The sequence below is a fragment of the Rhodanobacter sp. T12-5 genome (assembly GCF_008329435.1).
Taxonomy (GTDB): Bacteria; Pseudomonadota; Gammaproteobacteria; order Xanthomonadales; family Rhodanobacteraceae; genus Rhodanobacter.
This window is the reverse complement of record NZ_NPKN01000005.1, coordinates 22,915-40,412: the sequence shown is the minus strand read 5'-3', so window position 1 is coordinate 40,412 and position 17,498 is coordinate 22,915. Positions and strand designations below refer to the sequence as shown.

The following is a 17,498-nucleotide window of genomic DNA, read 5'->3' as shown; positions in this document are numbered from 1 at the left end:
TCCAGAAATCCACGTGGCGTCGGGCCTTGCAAAGGCGCCGATCATCCATACAATGTATAGATGATCAAGTTTGACTGGGATCCGGTCAAGGCCGCCTCAAACCTCAGGAAACATGGCGTTTCCTTCGAGGAGGGCCAGTCTGTCTTCTACGACGAGTTTGCGGTCCAGTTCTTCGATGAACCTCACTCCTCTGGTGAAGAAGAACGCTTTCTCATGCTGGGCATGAGTAGCGGCGCTCATCTTCTCCTCGTTTGCCACTGTGAGCGCGATAGTGGCGACGTCATTCGCATCATTTCAGCGCGCAAAGCCACGAAACAAGAAAGCTCCTTCTACAAGCAGTGATCGCCATGAAAGCCGAATACGATCTCTCCAAAATGAAGTCCCGCAGGAATCCTTATGCGGCCAAGCTCAAGAAGCCTGTTTCCATGCGCCTCTCCGAGGACGTCGTGGATTACTTCAAGAGCATGGCCAGTGAGGCGGGCGTTCCCTATCAGAGCTTGATCAATTTGTATCTGCGAGACTGCGTCATGAAGCATCGCAAAGTGCAGATCGCCTGGCCCAGCAGCAAGGCCTGACCACTCCGCAAGAGACTTTCCGTCAATACCGCCCGTTTGATGTTCTTGACGTGAGCTTCCAGGCTTTCATTGGGCAGGGTCTTGTCCTCTTTCCACTTGCATGATCAACCTGTCGCATTGGTGAGTGGATCAATCAAACGATGATCGCTCTCACCACTCGGCAACGGACGGACAGTCGCTACGCTGAAGAAGAAAGGTATCCCTTGGCAGAGCCAGCGTCGGGCTTCACTTCAACATCAGGGACGTCGCGTGAAACATCTGAAAACCGTCACGTCGCTGCAACTTGTCATCGCTGCAAGCGGCGCGTTGCTCGTCGGCAGCGCCATGCTTTCGCATGGCAACAACCTTGGCCTCTTGCCTCTCGCACTGGCTGCTGCCTGTGGCGTTGGTGCTTTCGCAAAGTCCAGAAATCGTTGAACCACTGAATGTCTGTTGCATCAGCTCGTTCTGGTTCCGCACGACGGCAGGTATCCGGTCGACCATGTGATGATTTTTATAGTTCGTACCATCCCGATGATGTTGGCCGGAGTGTTGTTTCGTTCATGGTTTTTCGCGGCCCGACAGTCCGTTCAAGGGTGAGGGTTCTCGCCGCCCCTCCACTACGTGTCAACACCCGGGGGGAGGCCACGGCAGATGGAAGCCGGCGTCGGTGATCTTCGCCCCGCAGGCGGCCGCCTGAACCGCACACCTCGCGCATATAGCGAAAAGTTGCAAATGATCCTGTTGACGGCGGCAAGAGCTTGCTTCTAAGGTCGATGCCATGTCGCCGCATTCCACGCCAGCACGCATGTTCGACGCACCGGTTCGCACCGGGCGTGGCTCGGCGCGCGTTGGTGCCATTGCTGCGACGACCACCACCACGATTACCACCGGTACCACGGGTTCCGGGCGGAGTGTCGTGCGTAGGTAGGTTCCACACGCAACGGCCCGCCCTCGACGAGGCGGGCCGGCCCATACCGACACGCCAGCGAGAACGGGCCTCCACCGGAGAGGCCGTCGTGATCACCTGTGCACCCGAGCAAGTCCAGCATGTTCCCTCGCCGCCGCTGTCGATGGGCCGGATCGGCGCGACTACCCTGCGACGCGTGCTGGCGGTCGGCGTGATCGGCCCCGGCCGTGTCGGCAGCGCCTTGCTGGAACAACTGCGCGCCGCGCAACCGCGACTGGCCCACGACATCGGACTGGATCTGAAACTCTGCGGCGTGGTGGCCAGCAAGCGCATGTGGCTGGACTGCGACGACGCCGAACTCAACGGCCGCCATGGCGGCGCGCAGATCTGGCGGCCGAACGACCTGGACGCCTTCGCCGAACACGTGCGCGGCAGCGACGGCCGACATGCGCTGCTGATCGACTGCAGCGCGAACGACGAGGTGGCCGCGCACTATCCGCGCTGGCTCGCCGCCGGCCTGCACGTGGTGACGCCGAACAAGCTCGCCGGCAGCGGGCCGCTGCCGCGCTGGCAGGCGATCCGCGCAGCCTGCGCCAGCGGCGCGCGCTTCCGCTACGAGGCCACCGTGTGCGCCGGCCTGCCGGTGGTGCAGACGCTGCGCGATCTGCTCGACACTGGCGACGAACTGCTCACGGTCGACGGCATGTTCTCCGGCACGCTGGCCTGGCTGTGCAACCGCCACGACGGCCAGCAGCCGTTCTCCGCACTGGTGCGCGAGGCGCATGCGCTGGGCTATACCGAACCGGACCCGCGCGACGACCTGTCCGGCCTCGACGTGGCGCGCAAGCTGGTGATCCTGGCGCGCGAGGCTGGCTGGCCGCTGTCGCTGGAAGATGTCGACCTGCAAGGCCTGGTGCCGCCGGCGCTGGCCGCGCTGCCGCTGGAAACTTTCATGCAGCGGCTGGATGAACTGGATGCGCCGATGGCCGCGAAGCTGGCCGAGGCGCATGCCGCAGGCGGCGTGCTGCGCCACGTGGCGCAACTGGACCGGCATGGCCGCGCCAGCGTGCGGCTGATGGTGCTGCCGGCCAGCCACGCATTCGCGCATACCCGACTCACCGACAACATCGTGCAGTTCACCACCCGCCGCTACTGCGATAATCCGCTGTCGGTGCAAGGCCCCGGCGCCGGCCCCGAAGTGACCGCCGCCGGCGTGTTCGCCGACCTGCTGCGCATCGCCGAGTCGCTGGAGGCGCGCGCATGAACACGCCACTACTGGAACCCGTCATGGCTTCATCGCGTCGTCCTCTAGCACCGCAAGTCGCCCGCGCCTTCGCGCCCGCCAGCGTCGGCAACGTCGGCGTCGGCTTCGACCTGCTCGGCCACAGCGTGGCCGGTGCCGGCGACCGCGCCGAGGTGCGGCGCATCGACGAGCCGTTGGTGCGCATCGCGGCAATCCATGGCTGCGTTACCGGCCTGCCCACCGATCCGCGCCAGAACACCGCCGGCACTGCGCTGCTCTCGCTGCGCAAGGCGCTGGGCCTTTCGCACGGCTTCGAACTGGTGCTGCACAAGGGCATCGCGCTCGGCTCGGGCATGGGCGGCTCGGCCGCCTCATGCGTGGCCGCCCTGGTCGCCGCCAACGCGTTGCTGGCACAACCGCTGCCACGCGAAGCGTTGTACGACTTCGCGCTGGACGGCGAGGCCGTGGCCAGCGGCAGCCGCCACGGCGACAACCTCGGCTCGATGCTGCTCGGCGGCCTGGTGCTGGCCACCCACGACCGGCTGTTGCGCATCGACGTGCCGGCCGCCTGGCACTGCGCGCTGGTGCATCCGCACGTGGTGCTGGAGACGCGCAAGGCTCGCGCCGCGCTGGCCGGTCACTACGCACTCGGTGAATTCGTGGCGCAAAGTTCGAACCTCGCGCTGGTGCTGGCCGGCTGCTATCGCAGCGATGCTGCACTGGTGCGCGAAGGCCTGAAGGACGTACTGGTGGAGCCCCGCCGTGCCCCGCTGATCCCGAATTTCGCGAAAGTGAAGCAGGCCGCGCTCGACCACAATGCGCTGGGCGCCAGCATCTCCGGCGCCGGCCCCAGCGTGTTCGGCTGGTACGACAACCGAGCCGATGCCGAGGCGGCCAGCCTGGCAATGCAGACCGCCTTCGCCGAGGCCGGACTGGACAGCGATGCGTGGGTCTCGCCGATCGCCGGCCCGGCCGCCGCGTTGATCGATTCGATCGACGGGACGCAATCATGAACCCGCCAAACCCACGTAGGAGCCCGCTCGCGGGCGATGCCGTTGCCCCGACGCCCAGTAAAGATCAAGAGCATCGCCCGCCAGCGGGCTCCTACATCAGCACGCGCGCGAGCAGTCCCGCCGTGTCGATCAGCCAGGCGATCGCCGCCGGACTGGCCCCGGACGGTGGACTGTACGTACCTGAAAAACTGCCCACGCTCGACCCGGCCGCATTCGACCCGCACGGCTCGCTGGCCCACACCGCCGCCACCTTGCTGGCACCGTTCTTCGCCGGCGATGCGCTGGCCTACGAACTGCCCGCGATCTGCGCCGAGGCCTTCACCTTCGACGCACCGTTGCGCCCGCTTCCCGCCCACCCGGGCACGCTGATGCTGGAGTTGTTTCACGGCCCCACCTCGGCGTTCAAGGATTTCGGCGCACGCTTCCTCGCCGCCTGCCTGCGCCGACTGCCGCGCGCCGACGCGCGACCGCTGACGATCCTGGTCGCCACCTCGGGCGATACCGGTGCCGCGGTGGCGGCGGCGTTCCACCGTCAGCCGAATGTGCGAGTGGTGATCCTGTATCCGGACGGACTGGTTTCTCCGCGCCAGGCACACCAACTCGGCTGTTTCGGCGACAACATCACCGCGCTGCGAGTGGCCGGTCGCTTCGACGATTGCCAGCGCATGGTCAAGGTCGCGCTCAACGACGCGGCACTGCAGGCAGAAGTACCGATGTCCTCGGCCAACAGCATCAGCCTCGGCCGCCTGCTGCCGCAAATGAGCTATTACGCACACGCTGCGCTGGGTTGGTGGCGCGAACACGGCACGCTGCTGAACTTCATCGTGCCCACCGGCAACCTCGGCAACGCCATGGCCTGCCTGTGGGCACGCGAAATGGGCCTGCCGATCGGAGAAGTGCGCCTGGCCTGCAACGCCAACGCCACCTTGCCCGACTACTTTTCCGGCCACGACTACCAGCCACGCGAAGCCGTCGCCACCCTCGCCAACGCGATGGACGTGGGTGCGCCCAGCAACTTCGAGCGGCTGCGCTGGACCTTCCCTGACGAGACAAAACTCCGTCACCTGCTGCACGCGCACTGCGTCGACGACGACAGCATCCGGCAGACCATCACCAGCCACGCCCACGAACATGGCGAGGTGTTCTGCCCGCATACCGCCACCGCGATGCACGAACTGGATCGGCTGCGTGCGGCTGGCGACGCGTCTGCATGGGCGGTCGTGGCCACCGCGCACGCCGCGAAATTCGAAAGCGTGGTCGAACCCTTGACCGGTCGCCCGGTTGCGATCCCCACCGCGCTCTCCGCCATGCTCGGACGCCCGGCCGAAGCCGAGTCCATCGCGGCAAGCGACAAGGCATTGCGGGCAAGACTGCTACTCGATCGGGTCGAACGCTGATTGACGCTGCGAGACGCTGCGTGATCAGCTTGCCAGACGTTCTATCCGCCGACCTGAAGCAATCATCACGGATCCGCCGTCGATACGAAATTCGCGACGCCGAACCGGGCGATCCCCTTTCAACTGCGATCAAATGGATTTGACCGCGCGTCGAGAACCGAAGGCCGCCATAGTCAATCGCGCCGGTCCTGGAGCTTCAAACCCCAACCTCATCACGCAGGAAGCCAACGCATGACCCAGACCATCGACCCCATCAAGCTCAAGGCCGCCGCCGAACATCTGGAGTGGGTACTGAAGCAGTATCCGGACAGCGAGGATGTGCAGAGTCTGCTGCGTGCACTGACTCCGCTGATCGAAGATGCCAAAGCGAACCAAGTGTTGGAGCCAATAGAGAGACGTGACATTCCCGGAGCGTGGAATTTTGGGGATGGACGATATATCTCCTACGCGAATCCTAGCGTTGACAATGCCTACGCTGAATTTTCTATTGAACTCAGAGGGGGACTAACTGAGCAAGACAGGCAGCGCATTGCCCGTATGGATGCCATGCGTAAAGCCATGATGGGGGCTTCCGGCCATGAATGATGATGGCCTAACTCCCGACGCTCTAAAGCAGGAATATGCTGATGCCGTTCCAGGGAGCGGAACATTCAGACCTCAAGGCATAGACGAACAGGCGGCACGGAATTTCCTAAATACGGACGAAGGCGCTTTGTATTGGTGGAGAGTCGCTGAAGCTGCCGCTCCCAATACGTCATCGTCAGCGATCGATGACCGTGCCATCAACCAGCTCATGTCCGGCCGCGAACTTCCACGTATGGAGGCCATGGGGACCGATGAGTCCCTCATCAAGCTCGTCGCCGAAGGCTCGACCCCAACAAGTTACTCATCCTTCTGGATGCGTGAATCTCAGGCCAAGGCGGCGATCGCAGAAGGCCGGAACCTTTCCGATTACTTCGCCCTGCCGATCGGAAGCGAAGCACCCCGATACGGCATGTATCGGATTACGCCGAGGATTCCGACTCAGGTTTTCATCAACACGGTAGCGCCCACCTCAGAACTGGGCGGCCTGGTCACCAAGAGCGGCGGTGCGGAACAGGTCCTGGTGCCCAACCGCAAGTTGTTCCACGATCCGGTATACGTCAAAAGCGTCGACAACATCCCCAGCATTGCTGTCGAAATCGAACGTAGCGTCCTTTCGCCCGCCATGGTTCGTGGCGCTGCCACGCTCGGCGTCGCCGCTGTTGCCCATGACGCCACCACCACCGTCGCGCACGCGTCCGACTTGCTTCAGCAGAACAACATCGCCGGGGCTCAATCCACATTGCTGCACTTCGGCGGGCGCAATCTCGGTGCGCTGGGTGGCGCGGCGCTGGGTGCGGAGGTGTTTGGCGCAGCGGGTGCCGAGACCGGGCCGTTCGATCTGCTGATCGGTGGTGCGGGTGCCATCGGCGGTGCCATCGCTGGCGACAAGTTGGCCGACACCTACGATAGCCATCGCATCTACAACCAGCCCGACGCACAGGGGCAGACATGGCATTACGACCCCGGCCAGCCGCAGCAAGGGTGGACACGCGACGTGCCGCCATTACCCGAAACGCCCCACGGCCAGCACTTCACCGCACACCCCGCGCTGGCCGACCAACTCAATTATCAGGCCTCCAGCGTGGCGGTGGAGCTGTCGCTGGCGCACGCGCCCCGTCCGGAGGATGCGTACTCGCTTCCGGCCGGCAGCGACGATACGCCCAGCATCCGTGATAGCCCATGGACTCGCGACGCGCAAGCTCATGAATGGTCGCGCATGGTGGTGACGCGAGTGATGGAACACGGGGTGGTCGACGCGTACGAAGAGCGCGCCGATCCGCAGCGTAAGGCCGAGCTCGACAAGGAATCCGAGGCCGTGCTGGTGCACAACGCGACACGGACACCGCACGCCATCGCGACGCGTTACCAATCGGCCTACGAACAATTCGGCTGGGATCGATTCGGGCCTTTGCCTGGTCCTGTTGCACGCGCCCTGTGCGATTCTCCCGCCAGACAACAGGCACCGAATGGCGATACCTACACCCGCGATGCGCAAGGCCAGTGGTCCACACCGAAGTGGTTCGGACTCGAAGACCAACCTGCCCAGGGCAATCTCAGGGACGAACTGAACGATGCCTGGCGACGCCAGTCCGGTCACGAGCCAACCATCCCGCCGGCGCAGGCCAGCGATCCGTACCAATGCGTCGCTGCACACGTCACCCGTCACAGCTCCACTCGCGACATGTTCGACGCACTGAGCCATGCCGCCATGAACAAGGATGTCGACGCGATGCGCGTGGCGGGCCAGGCCTACCTGCTATCGGATCGGGGACAAGCCTGGCTCGAGCAAGGGCACCAGCTCAACCGGCAGCAAGCTCAACAAGCAGCGCTAAACGCACAACAACAGCAGGCGCCAATGCAGCAAGGCCCGGTCATGCAACGATGAGGAAGGAACCTTGAATCCGGAACAGAACAACCTTCAGCCCGATGACCTTCGCGCACTGGCGCTGCAACTGGCCGCCTTCACCGATCTGCTTGAGCAGCGCGGCGACCACGTGATTCAACAAACCCGTGAAGCGGCACTGCACATCGGCCAGACGGCAAAGAGTGCTGCCGCTTCATCGGAGCGCATGACTGCCGGAGCCATCGAGCAATTCAGGCAGGCGGCCGCAAGTGTCGTGAGCGACGGCATGCGTCAGCCGATGGAAGATGCGGCCCGCACGATGCAGGGCAGCACGCAGAACATCCTGAAGGCGACGAACGAACTGGAGACGCGCGTGCGCACTGCCGGCAGGGGTTTGACGGCAACGGCCTGGAAGGCCTTCGTGGCCAGTGCGCTGGCTTCGGTGACGGTGATCGGCGTGGCGGTCTACATGGGCATGCACACCCGTCAGGACATCGCACGAGCCGAGTGGACGGGGCTGATCAATGCAGCCATCGCCAACGGCAAGCTGACGCAGTGCAGTGACGGCGGCCTGTGCGCCCGCGCCGGCAGGAAATGGGTGCGCATCGATCAATAGACTTCCTCTGAGATCAGGCAGGGGATGGTCCGCGGAGCGTCGCGTGACTGCCACTTCGCGGCCACCGCCCGATCGAAGCTCGATCGTATGGACGGCTGGCCGTCCATACCCTGTCGATCTGCTGCCGACAAATGATTTCAAATAAAACTGTTGACGCGGGGTTTTGAACTCGCGTATGGTCGATCGCATGTCGCAGCGCAACAGCCACCGCAGCATCGCCGAGGGAAACCGTCTCATGACGGTTGCCGGCCTGCTGCAGGCTCGCGGCACGCTCCTTATTACCCTCGTACTCGTACTCCTTATTACCAACGGAGGTGCGGGCTGAGGGCATGTGTCCAGGTAAATAAGAAAACCTGAAAATACACCCAAAGAACCCCGCACCCGGTAACGGATGCGGGGTTTTTTTGTGCCTTCGGCGACGCCCACACAGCGGAGCCATGATGAAAAATCCCGACCAGCACAACGACCCGATCAGCGGCGACGACATAGTCGCCGAACGTGTGCGCATCTTCGACACCACCCTGCGCGACGGCGAGCAGACACCCGGCTTCTCGATGAACCGGCGCGCCAAGCTGCGCATGGCGCAGATGCTCGAGACGCTGGGCGTGGACGTGCTCGAAGCGGGCTTTCCGCAGGCTTCGCCGGACGATTTCGCGGCGGTGGCGGAGATCGCCGGCACGCTGAAGAACACCACCGTGTGCGCGCTGGCACGTTGCCAGAGCGGCGATATCGACAGCGCCGGCCGTGCGCTGGAACAGGCACAGCGCTCGCGCATCCACGTGTTCATCTCCACCAGTCCGCTGCATCGCGAGCACAAGCTGGGCATGAGCATGGCGCAGGTGCTGGACGCCGCGGTGGCCGCGGTGGAGCGCGCAGGCGCGCTGTGCCACGAGGTGGAGTTCTCGGCCGAGGACGCGATGCGGACCGAGCCGGACTTTCTCGCCGAAGTGTTCAGCGCCGCCGTGGCCGCCGGCGCCACCACGCTGAACGCGCCGGACACGGTGGGCTACATGACGCCGACCGAGATCGCCGAACGCTTCGCCTTCCTGCGCGCGAACGTGCAGGGCGCCGAACGCGTGGTGTTCTCCAGCCACTGCCACAACGACCTGGGGCTGGCGGTGGCCAACAGCCTGGCCGCGGTGGGTGCGGGCGCGCGCCAGGTGGAGTGCACCATCAACGGCATCGGGGAGCGCGCCGGCAACGCCGCGCTGGAGGAGATCGTGATGGCGCTGAAGGTCCGCCCCGCGTACTTCGGCGTCGACACCCGCATCGACACCCGCAAGCTGCACCCGGCCTCGCGGCTGCTGAGCCAACTCACCGGCCAACGCGTGCAGCGCAACAAGGCGATCGTGGGCGAGAACGCGTTCGCGCACGAGTCGGGCATCCACCAGCACGGCATGCTCAAGCATCGCGGCACCTACGAAATCATGCGTCCGCAGGACGTGGGCCTGGCCGAGACCAAGCTGGTGCTGGGCAAGCACTCCGGCCGCGCCGCGTTACGCCAGCGCCTGCAGGTGTTGGGTCACTCACCGGACGAGGCAGCGCTGGATGCCATCTTCGTGTGCTTCAAGACGCTGGCCGACAAGAAGCGCGAGGTGCACGACGAGGATCTGGAAGCGCTCGCGTTGGGCCAGGATCCCGACGCGCTGGGCCCGTGGCGATTGCTGCGACTGGACACCAATACCCACCTGGGCGCCGGCGCCTCGGCCGCGGTGAAGTTGCGCCACGACGACGGCCGCGAAGCCGCCGAAGCAGCCATCGGCGACGGCCCGGTCGACGCGGTGCTGCGCGCCATCGAACGCGCCACCGACAGCGACCTGCGGCTGACGGATTTCCAGGTGCGTGCGGTCAGCGAGGGCGGCGATGCCCAGGGCCAGGCTCGGCTGGTCGCCCGCCACGCCGGCCGCGACTGGAACGGCGACGGCGTCAGCACCGACATCGTCGAAGCCACCGCGCAGGCCGCGCTGGCCATCGTCAATCGCATCGAACGACACGCGCCGGTCACGCCAGCGAACGTGTCCCCATCCGCACGCAACACCAAAGCCCTGGGAGCCACCGCATGAGTACGCCCTTCGCCTGGCACAACGGCCGGATCAAGCCGTGGGCCGACGCCAACGTCCACGTCAGCACGCACGCGCTGCATTACGGCTCGTCGGTGTTCGAGGGCGAGCGCGTGTACGCCACGCCACGCGGCCCGGCCTACTTCCGCCTGGCCGAGCACACCCGCCGGCTGTTCGAGTCGGCGCGCGTGTACGAGATCGAGGTCGGCTACAGCGAGGACGAGATCAACGCCGCCTGCCTCGAGCTGATCCGCGCAAACCGGATGCCTTCGGCCTACGTGCGGCCGATCGTGTTCCGCGGCGCCGGCGGGTTGGGTGTGCTGGCAAGGGATGGCGCGCCGGTGGAGGTGGCGATCATCGCGCTGAACTGGGGCGCGTACCTGGGCGAGGCGGCCGAGCGCGGTGCCGACGTGTGCGTGTCGTCGTGGAACCGTCCCGCGCCGAACACCCTGCCGAGCTGGGCCAAGGCCGGCGGCAACTACCTGTCCAGCCAGCTGATCGGGCTGGAGGCACGCCGCAACGGCTACGACGAGGGCATCGCGCTGGGCCACAACGGCCTGCTCAGCGAAGGCGCCGGCGAGAATCTGTTCCTGGTGAAGCGCGGCAAGCTGCTCACCCCGCCGTCCAGCGCCGGCATCCTGGCCGGCATCACGCGCGATGCAGTGATCACGCTGGCCACCGATCTCGGCATCGCGGTGGAAGAGCGCGAGCTGCCGCGCGAGGCGTTGTATTCGGCCGACGAAGTGTTCATGACCGGCACCGCCGCCGAGATCACCCCGGTGCGCTCGGTCGACCGCAAGGCCATCGGCGCGGGCGCGCCGGGGCCGATCACGAAGGCGTTGCAGCAGGCGTTCTTCGGCCTGTTCGACGGCCGCACCGAGGATCGCTACGGCTGGTTGAGTGTGGTCAATGCAGTCGTCCCTGATTGTGGCTCAGCACCAGCTGGTGATCGCGCTCAGGGACGAGCGCACGAAGTGACGGAGGTCGCGGCATGACCTCACGGACCCTGTTCGAAAAAGTCTGGGACGCCCACGTCGTCGTCGCCGAAACTGCCGACACGCCCGCGGTGATCTACGTCGACCTGCACCTGGTGCACGAGGTCACCTCGCCGCAGGCGTTCAGCGAACTGCGCGAGCGTGGGCTGAAACTGCGCCGGCCCGACCGCATGCTGGCCACGCTGGATCATTCCACCCCGACCCTGCCGACGAATGCTGACGGCAGCCGCCCGTATGCGAACGCCGAGGCGCAGGCGCAGGTCGCGCAGCTGGAAGCGAACTGCCGCGAGTTCGGCGTCGAACTGCACGGCTGGGACAGCGCCGACCGCGGCATCGTGCACGTGATCGGCCCCGAGCTGGGCGCGACCCAGCCGGGCATGACCATCGTCTGCGGCGACAGCCACACCTCGACCCACGGCGCGTTCGGCGCGCTGGCGTTCGGCATCGGCACCACCGAGGTCGGCCACGTGATGGCCACGCAGTGCCTGCTGCAACGCAGGCCGAAGACCATGGCTATCCACGTGGACGGCCAGTTGCCGCCGGGCGTGGGCGCGAAGGATCTGATCCTGCACATCATCGGCACGATCGGTGTCGATGGCGGCACCGGTTACGTGCTGGAGTATCGCGGCGCGGCGATCGAGGCGCTGTCGATGGACGAGCGCATGACCGTCTGCAACATGTCGATCGAGGCCGGCGCGCGCGCCGGGCTGATCGCGCCGGACGAGACCACGTTCGCCTGGCTGAAGGGTCGCCCGCGCGTGCCCCAGGGCGCAGCGTGGGACGCGGCGGTGACGAGGTGGCGCGCATTGCGCAGCGACGACGGCGCGCGCTACGACCGCGAGGTGCGCATCGACGCCGGCGCGGTGAAACCCACCGTCACCTACGGCACCCATCCGGGCATGGCGATCGCGATGGACGCGCCGGTACCGGCGGCGACGAATGCGCAGGAACGCCGCGCGCTCGACTACATGCAGAGCACGCCCGGCCAGCCGATGCAGGGCACGCCGGTCGACGTCGTGTTCGTCGGCAGCTGCACCAACTCGCGCCTGTCCGACCTGCGCGAAGCGGCGCGCGTGCTGCACGGCCGACGCATCGCGCAAGGTGTACGCATGCTGGTGGTGCCGGGCTCCGAGGCGGTGCGCCGCGACGCCGAGCGCGAAGGCCTGCACCACGTGTTCACCGCCGCCGGTGCCGAGTGGCGCGTGCCCGGCTGTTCGATGTGCATCGCGATGAACGGCGACCTGGCGCAGCCGGGCCAGCTGGTGGTGAGTACCTCCAACCGCAACTTCGAAGGCCGCCAGGGCAAGGGCGCACGCACCGTGCTGGCCAGCCCGGCCACCGCCGCCGCATCGGCGATCGCCGGGCGCATCGCCGATCCGCGCGAGTACTTGGTGGAAGCGGCATGAAAAGCAGAAGTGAGTGGAGAGGAGTGAGGAGTGAGAGAGATCAACCGCCGTACGTCGGCCGTTCTTCTCCGCGTGCTTCTGCCCTTCGCTCCTCTCTCACTCCTCGCTCCTCTCCCCTCACTCCTCGCTCGTCCCCTCTCATTTCTGCCAAGAGGCAATCATGAAGCCTGTAATCCGCCTCCACTCCCGCACCGCCGTGCTGGCCGACGAGAACATCGACACCGACCGCATCATCCCGGCGCGCTTCCTCACCACCACCACGCGCGAGGGGCTGGGCCAGCTGTGCTTCCACGACTGGCGCTACCAAACCGACGGCAGCGACAACCCGGCGTTCCCGCTGAACCGGCCGGAAGCGCGCGGCTGCTCGATCCTCATCGCCGGACGCAACTTCGGCTGCGGCTCCTCGCGCGAGCATGCGCCGTGGGCCTTGCTGGATTACGGCATCCGCGCGGTGCTGTGCAGCGAGATCGCGGACATCTTCCGCGGCAACGCGCTGAAGAACGGCCTGCTCGCCATCGTCATCGATGAGCTGGAGCACCGCTGGCTGCTCAGGCACCCCGGCATCGAGCTGGCGATCGACGTGCGCGAGCAGTACATCGCGCTGCCCGACGGCGGCCGCATCCCGTTCCGTCTGGAACCGTTCGCGCGGCACTGCCTGCTCAACGGCGTCGACCAGCTCGGCTACCTGCTGCAACACGCCGACGCGATCACTCATTACGAACACCAGGAGCAAGCGGCATGAAGGCACGCATCGTTACCCTGCCCGGCGATGGCGTCGGCCCCGAAGTCACGGCCGCCGCGGTGGCCGTGTTGAAGACCGTGGCCGCACGCTACGAACACGTGTTCGCGTTCGAGGAACAGCTGATCGGCGGCATCGCGATCGATGCCACCGGCGAACCGCTGCCGGCCGCTTCGCTGGCGGCGTGCCGGTCCGCCGATGCGGTGCTGCTGGGTGCCGTCGGCGGCCCGAAGTGGTCCGATCCAAACGCTAGGGTGCGGCCCGAGCAGGGCCTGCTGGCGCTGCGCGCCGCGCTCGGCGTGTACGCGAACCTGCGCCCGCTGCAGGTGCATCCGGCGCTGGCAAATCTGTCGCCGCTGAAGAACGAGAAGCTGGAAAACGTCGACGTGCTGTTCGTGCGCGAGCTCACCGGCGGCGCCTATTTCGGCGTGAAGACGCGCACGGCCGACACCGCCACCGACGAATGCAAATACACCGTGGCCGAAATCGAGCGCGTGGTGCGCCGCGCGTTCGAGCTGGCGCGCGGCCGCCGCCGCCATGTCACCTCGGTCGACAAGGCGAACGTGCTGGAGACCTCGCGGCTGTGGCGCAGCACGGTGCAGCGCATCGCCGCCGACTACCCCGACGTGAAGCTCGAGCACCAGCTGGTCGACTCGATGGCGATGCTGCTGCTGACCCAGCCGAACCGCTACGACGTGGTGGTCACCGAGAACCTGTTCGGCGACATCCTCACCGACGAGGCCGCCGCGCTGGCCGGATCGCTCGGCCTGCTGCCGTCGGCGTCGCTGGGCGATGGCAAGGCTGGCCTGTACGAACCGATCCACGGTTCGGCGCCGGACATCGCAGGACAAGGCGTGGCCAATCCGGTCGGCGCGATCCTTTCCGCCGCGCTGCTGCTGCGCCACTCGCTGGGCCTGGAAGCCGAAGCGGCGGCGATCGAATCGGCGGTCGAGCAGGTGCTGCGCCACGGCCCGCACAGTCGCGACATCGGCGGCAGCGCCGGCACCAATGAGGTGCGCGATGCCGTGCTCGCGGCGATCGAGGACCACGCCGACCACGCCGGTGCGTTCTTCGGCGGAGCGCGCGCATGCGGCTGATCCAGCCAGGTTTTCCCAGCGGGTACATGGACGTGTCCGCGCCTTTTGTCGCCCCCTACGTGCTTCCGGCACCGGACGGTTCGTGCACGCCGCGATGGCGTCGACCCCCGTTCCGTCCTGCCACCTCCCTCGCACGCAGGGGGTGCTTTTCTTTCATTCGGGCCATCCATGGCCCTCGCCCTTCGGGCGGCTGGCGCCGTGCAAATCGGCATTCCTGCCGATTTGTCTCCCCCCAAGAGGGATTCTGTCCTTCGGAGCTTTCTTCATGCGCAGTGACCTGATCAAGAGCGGCCCCGACCGCGCTCCCGCCCGCGCCATGCTGCGCGCCACCGGCCTCGACGACGAGGCGATCGCACGGCCGCTGGTCGCGGTGGTGCACACCTGGTCGAACGTGAGCCCGTGCAACCTCAACCTGCGCGAGCTCGCGGTCGAGGCCGCGGCCGGCATCCGCGCCGCCGGCGGCACGCCGGTGGAGTTCAACACCATCGCGGTCACCGACGGCATCGCGATGGGCACGCCGGGCATGCGCTCGTCGCTGATCAGCCGCGAGGTGATCACCGATTCGATCGAGCTGGCGGTGGACGGCCACTGCCTCGACGCGATGGTGGTGCTGTGCGGCTGCGACAAGACCATCCCCGCCGCGGCGATGGCGCTGGCGCGGCTGGACATCCCCGGCGTGGCGCTGTACGGCGGCAGCATCGCGCACGGCACCCACGACAACCATCCGATCACCATCCAGCAGGTGTTCGAGGCGGTCGGCGCGCACGGCGCGGGCAGGATCAGCGACGAGGAACTGACTGCGGTCGAACGCGACGCCTGCCCCGGCGCCGGCGCCTGCGGCGGCCAGTTCACCGCCAACACGATGGCGATGGTGCTCTCCACGCTGGGGTTGTCGCCGCTGGGCTACAACGACATTCCCGCCACCCATCCGGCCAAGGGTGCGGCCGCGTTCCGCTGCGGCGAGCTGGTGATGGAATGCCTGCGCGAGAACCGCACGCCGCGTGCGCTGATCACGCGCACGTCGATGCGCAACGCCGCGCGCATGGTCGCCGCCACCGCCGGCTCCACCAATGCGGTGCTGCACCTGCTGGCGATCGCGCGCGAAGCCGGCGTCGAATGGTCGCTGGAGGATTTCGAGCCAGCCTCGGCGCACACCCCGGTGATCGCCGACCTGCTGCCCGGCGGCCGCTACACCGCGATGGAATTGTTCGGCGCCGGCGGCAGCGCGCGGGTGGCGCAGGAGCTGATCGCCGCCGGCATGCTGGAGGACACGCCCACCGTCACCGGCCGCTCGCTGTTCGCCGAAGCCGACGCCGCACCACGTGCCGAAACGCAGGACGTGGTGCATCCGGTCAGCGCACCACTGAAGCCGCGCGGCGGCTACTCGATCCTGTACGGCAACCTCGCGCCGGAAGGCTGCATTTTGAAACTCGCCGGCAAGGGCGCCAGCCACTTCGAAGGCCGCGCCCGCGTGTACGAGGGCGAGGAGCAGGCGTTCGCCGCGGTGCAGGCCGGCGACATCGCCAGGGGCGACGTCATCGTGATTCGCAACGAAGGCCCCGCCGGCGGCCCCGGCATGCGCGAGATGCTCGGCGTCACCGCCGCGCTGATCGGCCGCGGCCTCGGCGACGACGTGGCACTGATCACCGATGGCCGCTTCAGCGGCGCCACCCACGGCTTCATGGTCGGCCACATCGCGCCGGAAGCCGCGCGCGGCGGGCCGATCGCGCTGCTGCACGAGGGCGACCGCATCGTGATCGACGCCGCCCGCCGCGAGATCGCCACCGACGCCGACCTCGCCGCACGCCGCGCCGGCTGGCAACCGCCCGCACCGAAGGTCAGCCGCGGCGCGCTGGCCAAGTACGCGCTGCTGGTCGGCTCCGCTTCCGACGGCGCCACCACCCATCCCGGCTCCAATCAGATTCATTCAGCCGTCTCCACACCCAAGCACCTCCATACCGAATCCAACCAGGGAGTCACCGCATGAGCAGCAACAACACCCTCGCCAAATCCCGCATCGCCGTGCTCGGCTACGGCAGCCAGGGCCGCGCGCACGCGCTGAACCTGCGCGACTCCGGCCTCGACGTGGTGGTCGGCCTGCGCCCGAACGGGCCGACCTGGCACAAGGCGAAAGCCGATGGCTTCGAGGTCGCCGAGCCGGCCGAGGCGGTGAAGGGCGCCGACCTGGTCGCCGTGCTGACACCGGACATGGTGCAGCCAACGCTGTACCGGGAGTCGATCGAGCCGAACATCAAGCCCGGCGCGGCGCTGCTGTTCGCGCACGGCTTCAACGTGCACTTCAAGCAGATCGAGCCGCGCGCCGACATCGACGTGATCCTGGTCGCACCGAAGGGCCCCGGCGCGCTGGTGCGCAGCGAGTACGAGCGCGGCCGCGGCGTGCCGTGCATCTGGGCGGTGCACCAGGACGTCAGCGGCCAGGCCGAGGCGAAGACGAAAGGCTACGCCGACGGCATCGGTGGCGGCCGCGCCATGATCATCCAGACCGACTTCAAGGAAGAGACCGAGACCGACCTGTTCGGCGAGCAGGCAGTGCTGTGCGGCGGCGCCAGCGAGCTGGTGCTCAAGGGTTTCGAGACCCTGGTGGAAGCCGGCTACCAGCCGGAGATCGCCTACTACGAGGTGATGCACGAACTGAAGCTGATCGTCGACCTGTTCTACGAGGGCGGCCTGGCCAAGATGCTGCAGTTCGTCTCCGAGACCGCGCAATACGGCGACTACGTCAGCGGCCCGCGCATCGTCGACGCCGGCACCAAGGCGCGCATGAAGGAGGTGCTCACCGATATCCAGGACGGCACCTTCGCGCGCAACTGGATCGCCGAGTACAAGGCCGGCCTGCCGAACTACAAGCGCCTGAAGCAGGCGGACCTCGAGCATCCGATCGAGGTGGTCGGCGCGAAGTTGCGCGCGCGGATGCCGTGGCTGCAGCCGAGCGCCGCCAAGCCCGTCGTCGAACCGCTGAAGAAAGTCGGCTGACCGATGCCCGACTGCCTGCCGACCGCGGGCGGTCCTTCCCATCATC

General features: G+C 66.8%; 16 protein-coding genes. All 16 read left to right on the top strand.

Annotated elements, in window-relative coordinates; all coding sequences use genetic code 11:
• Positions 1–60 precede the first annotated feature (60 nt).
• The 16 genes from CIW53_RS11285 (at position 61) to ilvC (ending at position 17,452) form a co-directional block, all read left to right on the top strand.
• Complete coding sequence (locus tag CIW53_RS11285) at positions 61–342, top strand: BrnT family toxin (RefSeq protein WP_149364828.1); 282 nt, start codon at positions 61–63, stop codon at positions 340–342.
• A gap of 5 nt (positions 343–347) precedes the next feature.
• Positions 348–575 (top strand): BrnA antitoxin family protein, encoded by a 228-nt coding sequence (locus tag CIW53_RS11280; RefSeq protein WP_149364827.1) that lies wholly within the window; start codon positions 348–350, stop codon positions 573–575.
• 249 nt (positions 576–824) lie between these two features.
• Entirely contained in the window at positions 825–992 is a 168-nt protein-coding gene (locus CIW53_RS17680; RefSeq protein WP_172969646.1) for a hypothetical protein, read from the top strand.
• Positions 993–1,627: 635 nt separating this feature from the next.
• Positions 1,628–2,728, top strand: a complete 1,101-nt coding sequence (locus CIW53_RS11275; protein ID WP_242451886.1) for a homoserine dehydrogenase — start codon at positions 1,628–1,630, stop codon at positions 2,726–2,728.
• A gap of 23 nt (positions 2,729–2,751) precedes the next feature.
• Entirely contained in the window at positions 2,752–3,720 is a 969-nt protein-coding gene (locus CIW53_RS11270) for a homoserine kinase (protein WP_242451885.1), read from the top strand.
• 95 nt (positions 3,721–3,815) lie between these two features.
• Complete coding sequence (gene thrC, locus CIW53_RS11265; RefSeq protein ID WP_277949636.1) at positions 3,816–5,117, top strand: threonine synthase; 1,302 nt, start codon at positions 3,816–3,818, stop codon at positions 5,115–5,117.
• Between the two features lie 231 nt (positions 5,118–5,348).
• A complete protein-coding gene (locus CIW53_RS11260) occupies positions 5,349–5,702 on the top strand; it encodes a hypothetical protein (RefSeq protein WP_149364823.1) in 354 nt (117 codons plus the stop codon).
• Positions 5,695–7,587, top strand: a complete 1,893-nt coding sequence (locus CIW53_RS11255) for a hypothetical protein (RefSeq protein WP_149364822.1) — start codon at positions 5,695–5,697, stop codon at positions 7,585–7,587. Before CIW53_RS11260 ends, CIW53_RS11255 begins: the two co-directional genes overlap by 8 nt.
• Positions 7,588–7,597: 10 nt before the next feature.
• Complete coding sequence (locus tag CIW53_RS11250; RefSeq protein ID WP_149364821.1) at positions 7,598–8,161, top strand: hypothetical protein; 564 nt, start codon at positions 7,598–7,600, stop codon at positions 8,159–8,161.
• A gap of 440 nt (positions 8,162–8,601) precedes the next feature.
• Positions 8,602–10,224 (top strand): 2-isopropylmalate synthase, encoded by a 1,623-nt coding sequence (locus CIW53_RS11245; protein ID WP_149364820.1) that lies wholly within the window; start codon positions 8,602–8,604, stop codon positions 10,222–10,224.
• The gene (locus CIW53_RS11240) at positions 10,221–11,216 is read left to right on the top strand and encodes a branched-chain amino acid transaminase (protein WP_242451870.1); all 996 of its coding nucleotides are present in this window, start codon (positions 10,221–10,223) and stop codon (positions 11,214–11,216) included. Before CIW53_RS11245 ends, CIW53_RS11240 begins: the two co-directional genes overlap by 4 nt.
• Positions 11,213–12,622, top strand: coding sequence for a 3-isopropylmalate dehydratase large subunit (gene leuC / locus CIW53_RS11235; protein ID WP_149364819.1), 1,410 nt, complete (start codon positions 11,213–11,215; stop codon positions 12,620–12,622). Before CIW53_RS11240 ends, leuC begins: the two co-directional genes overlap by 4 nt.
• 160 nt (positions 12,623–12,782) lie before the next feature.
• Positions 12,783–13,364: a 3-isopropylmalate dehydratase small subunit gene (leuD, locus tag CIW53_RS11230; protein WP_149364818.1), complete on the top strand. Its 582-nt coding sequence runs from the start codon at positions 12,783–12,785 to the stop codon at positions 13,362–13,364.
• Positions 13,361–14,458: a 3-isopropylmalate dehydrogenase gene (leuB, locus tag CIW53_RS11225; RefSeq protein ID WP_149364817.1), complete on the top strand. Its 1,098-nt coding sequence runs from the start codon at positions 13,361–13,363 to the stop codon at positions 14,456–14,458. Before leuD ends, leuB begins: the two co-directional genes overlap by 4 nt.
• Before the next feature lie 265 nt (positions 14,459–14,723).
• A complete protein-coding gene (locus CIW53_RS11220) occupies positions 14,724–16,445 on the top strand; it encodes a dihydroxy-acid dehydratase (RefSeq protein WP_149364816.1) in 1,722 nt (573 codons plus the stop codon).
• The gene (ilvC, locus tag CIW53_RS11215) at positions 16,442–17,452 is read left to right on the top strand and encodes a ketol-acid reductoisomerase (protein ID WP_149364815.1); all 1,011 of its coding nucleotides are present in this window, start codon (positions 16,442–16,444) and stop codon (positions 17,450–17,452) included. The genes CIW53_RS11220 and ilvC overlap by 4 nt, the downstream gene beginning before the upstream one ends.
• Positions 17,453–17,498 lie beyond the last annotated feature (46 nt).